Raw genomic sequence first — 13,600 nt, 5'->3', positions numbered from 1 at the left:
CTATCGCTCGCTTTCTTCTTACATTTTTCCCGCAATGACGAAAATACTTTTCCGCTTCAGAAATTTCTATAAAACGCTTGGGTTAGTCGAGCAGTCCCAAATTGTCGCTTCGACTTCGGTTGTGGTGGCGATGGTGACAATTGCCGCGGCGCATTTTCTCGCAGGCGAAGAAATTCGCTGGCTTGACTTTGTTACGGTTATTACGGTCGGCATTATGGGATTTCTCAGCGTTTATTTTTCGCTGAAGTACGGTCGTCAGTTAGAGGAACAACGACGGGAAATGCTTGAATTGAATAACATCACAGAGGCAGTGAGTCATTCCGTCGAGTTGAATTATGTTCTTCAAAGCGCGCTCGTCAAGGTGATGGAGTTGATGGGCGCAGAGTGCGGGTGGATTTATCTTGTCGAAAATCAAAAACTCAAATTGCTTCATCAGAACGGAACGACCGCGAATTGTTTTCCACCGAATACTTCTGCTACGGATGAAATTCTTCTTTGGACACGGAAGCCGGGGATGCACCTGACAAACGAAGAGAAAATCCGCACAACCATCTCGGACGATTTCAAACAGGAAAATATTCAACAACTTGTTTCGATTCCGCTGGAACGTCAGGGACAATATGCGGGTGTGTTGATTATCGCGAGTAAGCAGGAACGGAGATTTGCACCGAAGAAAATCACGCTCATTCAGGCGTTTGGAAATCAAATCAGCGTAGCGTTACAGAACGCATCGCTGTTTGAACAAATCAAACAATCGGAGCGGCTCTATGCCGACCTGTATGAACAATCGCCCGATATGTATCATAGCATTGACCGGAACGGAATTATCGTGAGTTGCAATTTCACAGAAAGTCATAATCTCGGCTACACGAAGGAGGAAATAATCGGGAAACCGTTGACAGTGTTGTATCCTCCCGTTCATCATGAAAAAATCAAAAAAAATATTCAGAAGATGATGGAAGGTGAAATCCTTCGCGGCGTTGAGGAACAGGTGCAACGGAAAGACGGTACACTTATCGAAGTGAGTTTGAATACGTCAGTTGTTTTGAACAGTGACGGAAAACCTGTGTCGATACGGATGGTGCTGAGAGACATCACGGAGAAAAAAATGCTCGAAGAAAAAATTCTTCAGGCGCAGAAGATTGACAGTATCGGAAATCTTGCAGGCGGCATTGCCCACGACTTCAACAACATTCTCACTTCGATTCTCGGTTCTGCATCGCTCATGCGCAGGCGGATGGTCATCGAGCCGCAGTGGGTGAAGTATGTTGATTTGATTGAAACAGCATCGCGGCGCGGCGCGGCATTGACAAGACAACTTCTCACGTTTGCGCGGAAAAACAATCCGTACGTGCGTATCGTTGACGTTAATGAAATTATTGATGAGACACGTCGCTTGTTCGAGCCGACGATTCCGAAATCCATAGTTATTCGAACGGTTCTTTCACCTGAACCGGTATTTATTGAAGCGGATGAGGGACAAATTCAACAAGCGTTGTTGAATTTGTGTTTGAATGCGCGCGACGCTATGCCAAACGGTGGAATGTTAACCGTAACTTGTAAGGCGGTAACCATTAAAGAAGAAGATGTTCAACAATTTGCCGATGCAAAGTCGGGACAGTTTGTCATGTTGACGATTGTTGATTCAGGAGTCGGGATTCCGTCGAATGTTATGAATAAAATATTCGAGCCGTTCTTCACAACAAAAGAGCAAGGGAAGGGAACCGGACTTGGTTTAGCCGTTGTCTATGGCGTTGTTCGCGGACATAACGGCTACATTAATGTTGATAGTGAAGTCGGAGCAGGAACAGTATTCACAATTTACTTGCCTCGGGTGATGAACGGAAAGCAACCTCCGAAGGCAAAGCAGACGACATCGAAACTTGTCGGTGGTACGGAACATATTTTAATGATTGAAGACGAAGCAACGGTCGGTGAAATCGGTGTGGACATTTTGCGAGACCTTGGCTATAAGGTTCAGATAGCACGCAACGGGATGGAAGCAATACAGATGCTTGTAGAAAGTCGAGAAACCTATCACCTTGTTGTGCTTGATATGAACATGCCGAAACTCGGCGGTCGTTCGACGTTTGAATATTTGAGAAAACATCATCCGCACATTAAAGTACTTGTGTGTAGCGGGTACAGCGCGCAGATGTTGGAGGATGGTCATTTTATGAGTTCGATTCACGGTTTCATTCAAAAGCCGTATGAGTTAGATGACTTTGCGATGACAATTCGTTCCGTGCTTGATGGAGTGGAAACAGAGTGAACGATATCGGCGCCAAACTGAAACAGGCGAGGGAAGAGAAGGGATGTTCACTCGATGATGTTGCTCAATCAACCCGCATCAATAAAAAATATCTTGAAGCGCTCGAAGATGGAAAACCCATTGCGTTGCCGGAGTTGTACATTCAATCGTTCATCAAAGATTATGCAGAATTTGTTGGAGTAGAATTGCATGAACAATCAACGACAGGTAAACAAGAACAACCGAGCGGAAGAATCTCCTCGACCGTTTCTTCTCAGGTAACTACAACAAATCTTCCGGGCTCATCGGCGATGAAGTACCCGGAAATTTTGAAGCCGAAACGAAGTCATCAGTTTAGAATTCTCTTTCTTATCACGGTTGTTATCCTTGTCAGTTTTATCGGGCTTTTATATTGGAAAAATTCAATTTCGGAAAGTCCGAGTGTACAGGAAGTGCGATTTGCCGATGTCGTGAACGAGTGGGAGACAAAACAAGTTTCGGATTCCGTTGCGTCGCCGTTTCTTTCGGATTCGACTGATACAAGTTTTGCGCTCGACAGTTTAGTGCTAGAAGGTTCAGCGGTGGAAAGTGTGTGGGTACGGATTGTCATTGATGGGGCGGAAATCAAAGAGCAAACATTGCCGCCGTTAGGTCGGATTCGATGCGAAGGAAGGCAGTACTTTGAACTATCAACGGATAACGCGCGCGGAATTATTCTCACGTTCAACGGTGAGCGAATCGGGATTCTCAGTCAAATGAAAAAGCCGATGTGGAACGTTACGATCGCGCCAAGCACGCTTGATAAATTACAAAAGATTGCAGGGGGAAAGCAGTGAGCGGTGAGATTTAGAGCGTAGGGCGTAGAGCGTAGAGCGTAGAGCGATACACACTTATGACGAATGACTAATGACAACGACAGAGAAATAACAGCAAAGAACAAAGTACCAAGTACTATGTACTAAGTACAATCAATATGAAAGCAGACAAAACGACCATAAAACGTATCGAGCAATTAAGGAGTGAGTTGCGTCGGCATGATTATCTCTATTATATAGATGCGAAGCCGGAGATTTCCGATGCGCAATATGACGGGATGATGCGGGAATTGCAATCGCTTGAAGCGGAATATCCGGAACTTGTTACGCCCGATTCTCCAACGCAGCGGGTTGGCGGCGAGCCGACAAAGGAATTCCCAACGGTTCAGCATGTTGTCCCGATGCTGAGTTTGGCAAATTCATATACTGAAGAGGAATTGCTTGATTTTGACAAACGAGTTCGGAATTTGCTTGGTGATGAACAATATCAATACTCATGTGAACTCAAGTTCGACGGTGTTTCCCTCAGTTTGCATTATGAGAATGGGCTTCTTGTTCGGGGAGTAACCCGCGGCGATGGTACACAAGGCGATGACATCACCAACAACGTGAAAACCATTCGCTCAATCCCGCTTCGGATAGAGAGTTCAAACAAAAATTTATTAAACTGTGAAGTGCGCGGCGAGGTGATGATGTTCAAAAAAGATTTTGATGAGATGAACGAAGCGCGGGCGAAAGCCGGAGAGGAAAAGTTTATCAACCCCAGAAACACAACGGCAGGAACATTGAAACTGCAAGACTCGAAAATTGTAGCGCAACGGAAGTTGAGATTTTACGCGTACTATTTGAGAAGCAACACAGGAAGTTTCAAAAGTCATTTTGAAAATATACAGATGCTGAGGAAAGTCGGTTTCCCGGTAAGTGAACATGCGACAGTTTGCGATGGGATTGAAGGAGTTGTGGAGTATTGGAGGAGGATGGAATCGTTGCGTGACACGCTTCCGTATGAAATTGACGGAGTTGTTGTGAAGGTGGATTCGCTTGCACAACAGGAACGACTTGGCGCAATTGCTAAAAGTCCGCGCTGGGCGATTGCAAGTAAGTTTGCCTCACGGAAAGGTGAGACTCAACTTCGGGGAATTACTTTGCAGGTGGGAAGAATCGGAACAGTTACTCCTGTGGCGGAACTTGAACCGGTGTTTGTCGGTGGCTCGACGGTGAGTCGTGCATCGCTCTACAATGAAGATTACATTCAGGAACTCGACATTCGTGTCGGCGATACGGTGATTGTTGAGAAAGGGGGGGATGTTATTCCGAAAGTTTCCGGCGTTGTGTTGGAGAAGCGTCCGAAGAATTCCAAGCGATTTGTTTTTCCGAAAAAATGTCCTGAATGTGCATCGCCGCTTATCCGGCTTGAAGGCGAAGCGAATTACTATTGTGAGAATTATGAATGTCCGATGCAAATTCGGGGACGCATCCAACATTGGGCGATGCGCGGCGCGATGGATATTGAAGGACTGGGTGAAGCGGTCGTTGACCAGCTTGTTGAGCATGGCTTTGTTCATAACATCGCTGACTTGTATGATTTGCATAATCACAAAGAGAAGTTGCTTGAACTCGAACGTTGGGGCGAAAAGAGTGTTCAGAACTTGCTCGATGGAATCGAACAAAGCAAGCAAAAACCATTTCATCGTGTTTTATATTCAATTGGGATTCGACATGTTGGCGCGGGCGTTGCTCAGGTGCTGACAGAACATTTCGTTTCGATAGACGAACTTGCAAAAGCAAATGAAGATGAATTACAATCAATCTATGAAATAGGACCGAGGATTGCTGAAAGCATCGGCAAGTTTTTTGCCGACAAACATCATCGGGAAATCATCGAGCGATTGAAACGTGCCGGTTTGAAACTTCAATCAGACAAGAAAAAATCAACCGGACCGTTTTCAGGAAAAACGTTTGTCCTTACCGGAACGCTTTCTCATTTCACGCGAAACCAAGCCAAAGAGATTATTGAAAAACTTGGTGGCAAGATCGCTTCGAGTGTTTCCAAAAGTGTCAGCATTGTCATCGTCGGTGAAGAAGCAGGTTCAAAACTTGATAAAGCGAAGAAATTGGGGATTGAGTTGTGGGATGAGGAGAGATTTAAGAATGAAATTTCAGGATAGTCTTGGGAAGCATTTGTCTCGAAGAAATCAAATTGTATATTGTTATAGTGAAAAAAAAACTCAATGAAGACATTTCAAAAGAATGGTCATAAAATAATCTGGGGCGATGTTCTTGAAGTCCTTGACATATTTGAGGACAAATCTATTGATTTGATTTTTGCTGACCCGCCGTACAATATCGGGAAAATGTTTGTCGATGTACCTGATAAATGGCAGTCGGATAGCGCCTATCTTCAATGGTGCTACACGTGGCTTGAGCTCTGTGTAACAAAGCTTAAAGATACTGGTTCGCTTTATGTAATGACTGCGACGCAGAACATGCCCTACTTTGATATTTTTCTTCGTGAAAGACTTACAATTTTATCCCGAATCGTTTGGACGTATGACAGTTCAAGTGTACAGGCGAGGAAGTATTTTGGTTCTTTGTATGAACCGATACTTCACTGTGTAAAAGATGCAAACAATTATACTTTTAATGCGGATGATATTTTGGTTGACGCCCGAACAGGCGCTGTTCGAAAATTGATAGATTACAGGAAGTCAATACCGACTGTTTATAATTCAAAGAAAGTTCCGGGAAATGTCTGGCAAATTCATCGAGTCCGTTATCGTATGGATGAATATGAAAACCATCCCACCCAAAAACCGATTGCATTATTGGAAAGAATTATAAAGGCAAGTAGTAATGAGGGCGACTTAGTAGTTGACCCGTTTTCGGGAACGTTTACAACATCCTATGTATCGAAACAACTCAAAAGAAAATCAGTAGGTATTGAAATCAATGAAGAGTATGTTAAAGTCGGTCTTCGCCGTTTACAAATTACATCTGAATACAACGGTGAATTGTTACAACGAGAAAGAAAGTCATACGAATTACCCGTAGATGAAAAACAAACAACTCTTGCTTTGTTTGAAAAGAAAAAACAATGGAACACGAATTCACGAAAAAAATCAAAAGTATCTTAAAGCAGGCATTTCCAAAAACGTTTGATAAGATATTTGCTACGAGTGAATTGCTCCAATATCTGAACATCAAAACTAAGTCTGCAAATAGAGGCTCGAAATCAAGAGGGAGTTTTGCCAATCTCTATGCTATTTATGTTTTAGTTGAGGATTACGTAGCAAAAGGATTCAATAAATCAGGACGATATAAGAACTATGAAGGTGCAATATTTTCTGACCTGTTTGAAAGACAAAGAGAACTTCCTTTTGGTCAGAAATTACAAAACCATGCACTGAACCACAGAATGAATGAGGAGTTCAAAAAGTATTTTCCAACATGTGAATATATTCCCATTCTTCGAGACCATCTATCGAATAAATATTGGTTTAATCAAAATCTCCTACGTATTCGAATCAGCAAAAAGAATTTTGATATTGCTGAGACTGTTATGAAAGTCATTGATGCTTACGTAGAAGCGAAGAAAAGCGCATTTGATAAATTTATTCAGTTTTGTGAAGATGCCGAAAAATACAAAGACGAAAAACTCATCCGATTTATTTCGGATTTACTTCAACCATCGGTGGACGCGCGTATTTTTGAGATTGTTAGCTACAGTATTCTGAAGTATTATTATCATAATCAAAAATTGTATTGGGGCTTCGATCCGGATGAAATCCGAAAAGATAATTTGAAATTATATAAGACAGGAAGAACAAATGCTAATGACGGTGGAATTGATTTTGTCATGAAACCACTTGGGAGGTTTTTCCAAGTTACAGAAACGGTAGATGTAAAAAAGTATTTCTTAGATATTGATAAGATTGAAAAATATCCAATTACCTTTGTTGTCAAGTCTACTGACTCAATAGAAGCAATCAAACAAAAAATTCAAAAACAGGCAGAAAGACAATATGCTGTAACAATGATTGTTACACGTTACATGTCGTGTATTGAAGAAATTATCAATATTCCCGGATTGCTTTCAATATTTCAGACTGTAGTTGAAGAAGGTAATTTGAACAAAGTACTCGGTGAAATAATCAGGCAAAGTAAAGTAGAGTTCAACTATAATGACGATTCAGAAGAATCTGATTTGGAAAATCGAAAAGAACAATTGGAGGTCTGATGTTTGAACGAACAAAAGCATATGTAGGACTTCAATACGCGAAGTTCCAATTCAGAAAAGAAAAAGATGAGCCACAACCGCTCACGAATTTTTTTTCCGGGGCGAAAAGCGTGTTGATTACTCTGCCGTTGGGATACGAAGAAGCAATCATTGCAAGCAATGCTCTTCGGGCATTCCGGGCGCGGCTCAATCATTTGCAATTAACCGTGATTAATAACAGCACACGGGCAACGTCACTCATCGAATTTTCCAAATGCGAGGTGATTCGCATGACGAACAACGACGTGAACAAGTTGTACCTGCCAAGTCAGGGATTGATGCAGAGAATCCTTGAAAAAGAATATGATGTTGCAATTGATTTAAATCTTGGTTTCGTTCTTCACACTGCGTATATTTGCAAGGCATCAAAAGCGAAGGCGCGGGTCGGGTTTGCAAACTCTGCCTCCGACGCGTTTTTCAACGTTCAATTAAATCTCAAGATGCCGGCTTCGCCGCAGGTCATGTACGATAAGTTCGCGGCATGTTTATCAATGTTTTGAAATCATTATCAATATGAATTTTACAGTCGAAAAAAACGGACATTCGACCGTTCTTAAGTTGCAGGAGCGGAAACTCGATGCGAGCGTCGCTCCCGAATTAAAAGCAGAATTTCTCCTGCTTTGCAAACCGAAGCAGGCGCACAAACTTATCGTTGATATGACGAAGGTTGAGTTCTGCGACAGTAGCGGCTTGAGCGCATTGCTCATCGCCGACCGCACAATGCGACAGCATGGCGGTACTGTGCATCTTGTGCATGTTCACAAACATGTGCAAGACCTGATGAAGATTACGCAACTCGACCGGATGTTCTCTATTCATAAAACGGTTGCTGACGCGCTTAAGAACTAACGTCCTCCCGATACTCATGCAACGACATTCTGCCGGGATGTTGTAGTGGGTTTTTCCTCTCTCGATTATTTTATCGTGGGCGCGTATCTTGTCGGTGTCGCGCTCGTCGGAATTTTTACCGGTGGTAAACAAACGTCGGCATCGGATTATTTTCTTGGCGGCAGAAATATTCCGTGGTGGGCGGTCTGCTTCGCTATCGTTGCAACAGAAACAAGCACGCTGACCTTCATCAGCATTCCCGGCCTCGCCTATCTCACCAATCTCAATTTTCTTCAAGTCACAATCGGATATTTAATCGGAAGAATTGTTGTCAGTTTCGTTTTTCTCCCGCAATACAGAGCTGGCGAGTTGCAAACTGCGTACGCGTTTCTCAACGATCGTTTCGGAGCGAAGACGAGGAACATTGCAAGCAGTACGTTTATGGTTACGCGGCTTGTTGCCGATGGCGTTCGGTTGTTTGCGACGGCAATTCCACTTGCAATACTCTTCAAAGGTTGGCAAACATTTACCGATGTTCCAAACGAGCAAATCTATATTATCTCCATCGTCGTAATGGCAGTGATGACGCTGGCGTACGTATTCATCGGCGGTGTTCGTGCTGTGATTTGGACGGATGTTGTGCAGATGTTTATTTATTTAATCGGCGCGCTTGCGGCGCTGTTTGTTTTGCTTGATGAAATTCCGGGTGGATTTTCACAGGCAATGTCAGTTGCATCAGCATCAAATAAAACTTCATTGATGAATTTAGGATTTGAAAATACATTCGGAGAGTTTTTCTCGAAACCATATACATTGATTGCAAGCATTCTCGGAGGCGCGTTTCTTTCGATGGCATCGCATGGAACCGACCAACTGATTGTTCAACGATTGCTCACGACGAAAACACTTCGTGACAGTCAGAAAGCGCTTATTGGAAGTGGAATTATCGTTATTGTTCAGTTTGCTATTTTCCTCGCAATTGGAGTTTTGCTGTATGTGTATTACGGAGGCGCATCACTCGCGGATTTACGTTTGCTGAAAGCAGATGAAATATTTCCCAAGTTTATCATCGAACGAATACCGACAGGAATTTCCGGTTTAATTATCGCGGGACTTCTCGCCGCGGCGATGTCCACACTTTCCGGCTCGGTCAACTCTCTCGCTCACGCTACGATGGCAGATTTGTACAAACCATATTTTGGCAAGAACAATTCCGAACAAAAAGATTTGTTCGTTTCCCGAATCGTTACTCTCATTTGGTCTGTCATGATGGTGGGAATGGCGATTTTCTTCATTTATAATCAATCCAAAACACTCGTAGAGGTTGCTCTCGGTGTCGCATCGTTCACGTATGGTGGTTTGCTGGGACTTTTTCTTCTCGGAATTCTATTCAAGAAAGTGAATCAAACATCAGCAATTATTGGTTTCGTATCAGGCATTATTGCAATGATTCTGGTTGTAACATTTGGGAAGATTGGTTGGACATGGTACACAATGATTGGAAGTGTTACAACAATAGTTGCAAGTATTCTGGTGAATTACTTGCCACGCACCTCCGATGCGCGTGGCAAATTAAAAGATGAATAAGCATCTCACTTCATATCTCAACTTTCTGAACTTCGAGAAAGGCATTTCAAAGAACACCTACGCATCATATCAACTTGATTTGAAGCGTTACCTTGCTCATCTTGATGAAGGTGGAATTACTTCGGTTGAAAAAATAACAGATGAATTCATCTCTGGATTCCTTGCAACTTTATACGATTTAGGTTTATCGGCGAAGAGTGTCGCGAGAAACCTTTCTGCCATCAAGGGGTTTCATAAATTTTTAGTGAGAGAAGGAATCACGAAATACAATCCGACGGAGGATGTAGAGACTCCGAAACTTGCACAGAAGTTACCCGATGTATTACATCAACATGAAATAGAAAAAATTCTCGCCCAACCAAACACATCGGAACCGCTTGGCATTCGGGACAAGACGATGTTGGAAACTATGTACGCATGTGGTTTGCGTGTGACCGAGTTGATTACGCTGAGACAATCGGATGTGTATCCCAACGAAGGATTTGTTAGAGTATTTGGCAAAGGAGCGAAGGAGCGACTTGTGCCGATTGGAAAATCTGCCTTGGAGTGGATTGAAATCTATAAAGAAAAAGTTCGATTGAATCTCGGAACGTTAGGTCGCGGGCGTGATGTGTTGTTTCTTAACGCACGAGGGAGACCGATGAGTCGAATGGCGGTTTGGAACATTGTTCGTGAGTACACCATGAAAGCCGGAATCAAGAAGGAAGTTCACCCGCACACGTTTCGTCATTCTTTTGCAACGCACCTGCTTGAAGGTGGCGCAGATTTGCGCGCTGTTCAGGAAATGCTCGGTCACTCCGATATTTCAACAACGGAAATTTACACGCACATTGACCGGGAGTATTTAAAAGAAGTGCATCGGACGTTTCACCCGCGTGGCTGAAGCCAATTCAAAATTTAAAATGAAAAAGTAGTTGAGTAGATGAGTTGTTGAGTACAAAGTACTTAGTATTCAGAATTAAACTTTTCACATATCACCTTTTACCTAAAACCTATTATCGTAACGTTGTGGAAATTAGGGAGAAATGGTTACATTTGACTCGAAATAATAAATCAGAATTACGATGACATTGACAGAAACGATTACAAATAAAATTTCTCAACTTGAACCTGAGAAACAATCAGAAGTTCTGGAATTTTTAAACCAACTTAACAATGAAAATTCAAAATTCGGTTCAGGTAAGTCTCTTCTCGGTTTTGCCGGTTTGATTGAACCGTCGGATTTAGAGATAATGAAAAAAGAAATCGAAGATGGATGTGAGCAGATAGCAGAGCATGAGTGGTAGGATTGCTTTAGATACAAATATTGTCATAGCGTTATTTGCTTCAAACAAAATTGTTCAGCGTAAGATTTCTGATTATTCAGAAGTTTTCACTCCGAGCATTGTATTGGGTGAATTATTCTATGGCGCATACAAATCAATAAAGGTTCATCAAAATGTTACCCGCCTTCAAGAGTTTGCAAAGCAAACAATTGTTTTGAAAACCGATAAAGATACAGGGGAACACTACGGTAGAATAAAAAATACACTACGAGCAAAAGGTAAACCGATTCCTGAGAATGATATTTGGATTGCGGCTCTTTGCCGGCAGTTTGAACTTACACTCCTTACACAAGACAATCACTTCATCGAAGTAGAAAATATTTCAGTTGAAATTCTGTAATGATTAATTTTTTAAATACACTCCGTGCCGATGTCGTCGGTATTGACACACAAGTTCCGTTACTCGACGGAACACAGAAACGCTATGTTTTTCTTGATAACGGTGCAAGCACACCGACGTTCCGTTCTGTTCTGAAATCCATTGAAGAGTATATGCCGTGGTATTCTGGCGTTCATCGCGGGACCGGATTGAAATCGTTGGTTTCGACCGATTTGTTTGATGAGGCGCATGAGACTATCGGGAAGTTTGTCGGTGCGGACTTAGAAAAAAATGTTGTCGTGCTGGTCAAGAACACGACGGAAGCCATCAACAAACTGAGCAATCGCTTCGGATTCGAAAAAGATGATGTTGTTATCTGCACGCAGATGGAGCATCATTCGAACGATCTGCCGTGGCGAAAACATGCAACAGTCATTCATATCGGAGTGGAAGATGACGGACATTTGAAACTTGATGAATTGAAAAATGCCATCAGGAAATATCAAAGCAAACTCAAGTTGGTTGCGGTAACAGGCGCTTCAAACATCACAGGAATATGTAACCCGATTCATACGATTGCGAAGTGGGCGCACGAAGCCGGTGCAAAGATTTTTGTGGATGCCGCACAACTCGCGCCGCATTGTCCAATCAATATTTTGCCGGATGACAATCCTGAACATATTGATTTTATCGCGTTCACCGCTCATAAAATGTACGCTCCGTTCGGCATAGGCGTGTTGATTGGTGCGAGGGAATTTTTTGAGCAGGGCGACCCCGACATGGTTGGTGGCGGAGTGGTAAATGTTGTGACGCTTGAAGAAGCGTACTGGAACGCACCGCCGCATCGTGAAGAAGCGGGAAGTCCGAACGTGCCGGGAGCGATTGCTTTTGCCAAAGTCATTTCAATACTTCAATCAATCGGGATGCAGAACATTGCTGAACATGAAACACAACTTCTTGACTATGCATATTCGAAGTTGAAGAAAATCTCCGGCGTAACGTTATACGGTCCGCTAAATAATTTCAAAGAGAAAGTTGGAGTGATGACGTTTAATGTTGACGGACTTGACCATGGTCTCGTTGCGGCAATCTTCAGCGTCGAAGGAGGAATCGGTTTGCGGAACGGTTGCTTCTGCGCGCATCCGTATGTGAAACGTTTGCTAAAAGTTACTCCCGAACAGGACGAATACTTCAGCAAGCGAATGTTAGACGGCGATAAATCCGAAATGCCGGGAATGGTTCGCGCATCGCTCGGCTGTTACAATAATGAAGAAGATATTGATGCGTTCATCGAAATGCTTGAACGAGTCGTTCGACGGGAATATAAAGGTAAATACATTTTGAACGGAAAAGCCGGTTCGTACTCAGCCGTTGGGTTTGAACCTATCGTGAGAAAAAGTTAATCGTTATCTGTTATCCGTTACTCGAAAAATATCAATTCAGTCATCAGTAACCTGTAATCTCTAACCGCTAACCTATGACAATCAAAAATTCGCAATTGACAATTCGCAATCCGAAATGAATCTAGAAGTTCTCAACATCATTCCCATCATGCTCTTTTCCATCGCGTTCCACGAAGCGGCGCATGGATGGATGGCAAATCGTCTCGGCGACCCGACCGCAAAACAACTCGGAAGAATCACGCTCAATCCTGTTCCTCACATTGACCCGGTCGGTTCTATCATTGTCCCGCTTATTTCACTTCTTGTTTCGGGACGAGTATTTATTGCGTGGGCAAAACCGGTGCCGGTCAATCCTATGAACTTTTCCAATTACCGTCGGGATGATATGTTGGTTTCCATTGCAGGTCCTGTTTCAAACATCATTATGGCATTTGCCTGTACAGTTATCTTTATTCTCCTCTCTCAATTCGCTCCCGATTCATACAGCCCGTTCGAGAAGGATTCACTTGCGAGCAGTGCGTGGGATTATTTGTTGATGATGTTCGGTGGTGGCATTCTGCTCAATGTCGGGCTTGCCGTATTTAATATGATTCCGGTTCCTCCGCTCGATGGCTCACACGTTCTCGCATCATATCTTCCTGAAAGTGTAGCTGAGCAGTACGAAAACATCGGCTTCTTCGGAATTTTTCTTGTCGTTATGTTAATGAACTGGCAACCATTTGCTTCCGTTGTGTACAATGTTGTTGCGGCTTTGGCGTTACCATTTTTTGTGATGATAAGGATGTTTACATAAAAG

The 13,600-nt window shown here is 43.0% G+C and carries 13 protein-coding genes; all 13 read left to right on the top strand.

Features of this window, described 5'->3' with window-relative positions; all coding sequences use genetic code 11:
* The first annotated feature begins 34 nt into the window (after positions 1-34).
* Positions 35-2,272 (top strand): PAS domain S-box protein, encoded by a 2,238-nt coding sequence (locus HY960_01435; GenBank protein ID MBI5214394.1) that lies wholly within the window; start codon positions 35-37, stop codon positions 2,270-2,272.
* On the top strand, positions 2,269-3,087 hold the full coding sequence (locus tag HY960_01430) for a DUF4115 domain-containing protein (protein ID MBI5214393.1): 819 nt from the start codon (positions 2,269-2,271) through the stop codon (positions 3,085-3,087). The genes HY960_01435 and HY960_01430 overlap by 4 nt, the downstream gene beginning before the upstream one ends.
* Before the next feature lie 137 nt (positions 3,088-3,224).
* Positions 3,225-5,234 carry an NAD-dependent DNA ligase LigA gene (gene ligA, locus HY960_01425; GenBank protein ID MBI5214392.1) on the top strand — a complete coding sequence of 670 codons (2,010 nt, stop codon included), beginning with the start codon at positions 3,225-3,227 and terminating at the stop codon, positions 5,232-5,234.
* A 63-nt stretch (positions 5,235-5,297) separates the two neighbouring features.
* A complete protein-coding gene (gene yhdJ, locus HY960_01420; GenBank protein MBI5214391.1) occupies positions 5,298-6,200 on the top strand; it encodes an adenine-specific DNA-methyltransferase in 903 nt (300 codons plus the stop codon).
* The gene (locus HY960_01415) at positions 6,161-7,303 is read left to right on the top strand and encodes a restriction endonuclease (protein ID MBI5214390.1); all 1,143 of its coding nucleotides are present in this window, start codon (positions 6,161-6,163) and stop codon (positions 7,301-7,303) included. Before yhdJ ends, HY960_01415 begins: the two co-directional genes overlap by 40 nt.
* The gene (locus tag HY960_01410) at positions 7,303-7,842 is read left to right on the top strand and encodes a hypothetical protein (protein ID MBI5214389.1); all 540 of its coding nucleotides are present in this window, start codon (positions 7,303-7,305) and stop codon (positions 7,840-7,842) included. The genes HY960_01415 and HY960_01410 overlap by 1 nt, the downstream gene beginning before the upstream one ends.
* Positions 7,843-7,855: 13 nt before the next feature.
* Positions 7,856-8,191, top strand: a complete 336-nt coding sequence (locus HY960_01405; protein ID MBI5214388.1) for an STAS domain-containing protein — start codon at positions 7,856-7,858, stop codon at positions 8,189-8,191.
* Between the two features lie 45 nt (positions 8,192-8,236).
* Positions 8,237-9,757 carry a sodium/solute symporter gene (locus tag HY960_01400; protein ID MBI5214387.1) on the top strand — a complete coding sequence of 507 codons (1,521 nt, stop codon included), beginning with the start codon at positions 8,237-8,239 and terminating at the stop codon, positions 9,755-9,757.
* Complete coding sequence (gene xerD, locus HY960_01395; GenBank protein ID MBI5214386.1) at positions 9,750-10,640, top strand: site-specific tyrosine recombinase XerD; 891 nt, start codon at positions 9,750-9,752, stop codon at positions 10,638-10,640. Before HY960_01400 ends, xerD begins: the two co-directional genes overlap by 8 nt.
* Positions 10,641-10,821: 181 nt before the next feature.
* Positions 10,822-11,043, top strand: a complete 222-nt coding sequence (locus HY960_01390; protein MBI5214385.1) for a hypothetical protein — start codon at positions 10,822-10,824, stop codon at positions 11,041-11,043.
* Entirely contained in the window at positions 11,033-11,422 is a 390-nt protein-coding gene (locus HY960_01385) for a type II toxin-antitoxin system VapC family toxin (protein ID MBI5214384.1), read from the top strand. Before HY960_01390 ends, HY960_01385 begins: the two co-directional genes overlap by 11 nt.
* Positions 11,422-12,804, top strand: a complete 1,383-nt coding sequence (locus tag HY960_01380) for an aminotransferase class V-fold PLP-dependent enzyme (protein ID MBI5214383.1) — start codon at positions 11,422-11,424, stop codon at positions 12,802-12,804. Before HY960_01385 ends, HY960_01380 begins: the two co-directional genes overlap by 1 nt.
* A 115-nt stretch (positions 12,805-12,919) precedes the next feature.
* Positions 12,920-13,597 carry a site-2 protease family protein gene (locus HY960_01375; GenBank protein ID MBI5214382.1) on the top strand — a complete coding sequence of 226 codons (678 nt, stop codon included), beginning with the start codon at positions 12,920-12,922 and terminating at the stop codon, positions 13,595-13,597.
* Positions 13,598-13,600: the final 3 nt, after the last annotated feature.

The sequence above is a fragment of the Ignavibacteriota bacterium genome (genome assembly GCA_016212665.1).
Lineage (GTDB): Bacteria > Bacteroidota > Ignavibacteria > UBA10030 > SZUA-254 > FW602-bin19.
This window is presented reverse-complemented; position numbering and strand designations above follow the sequence as displayed.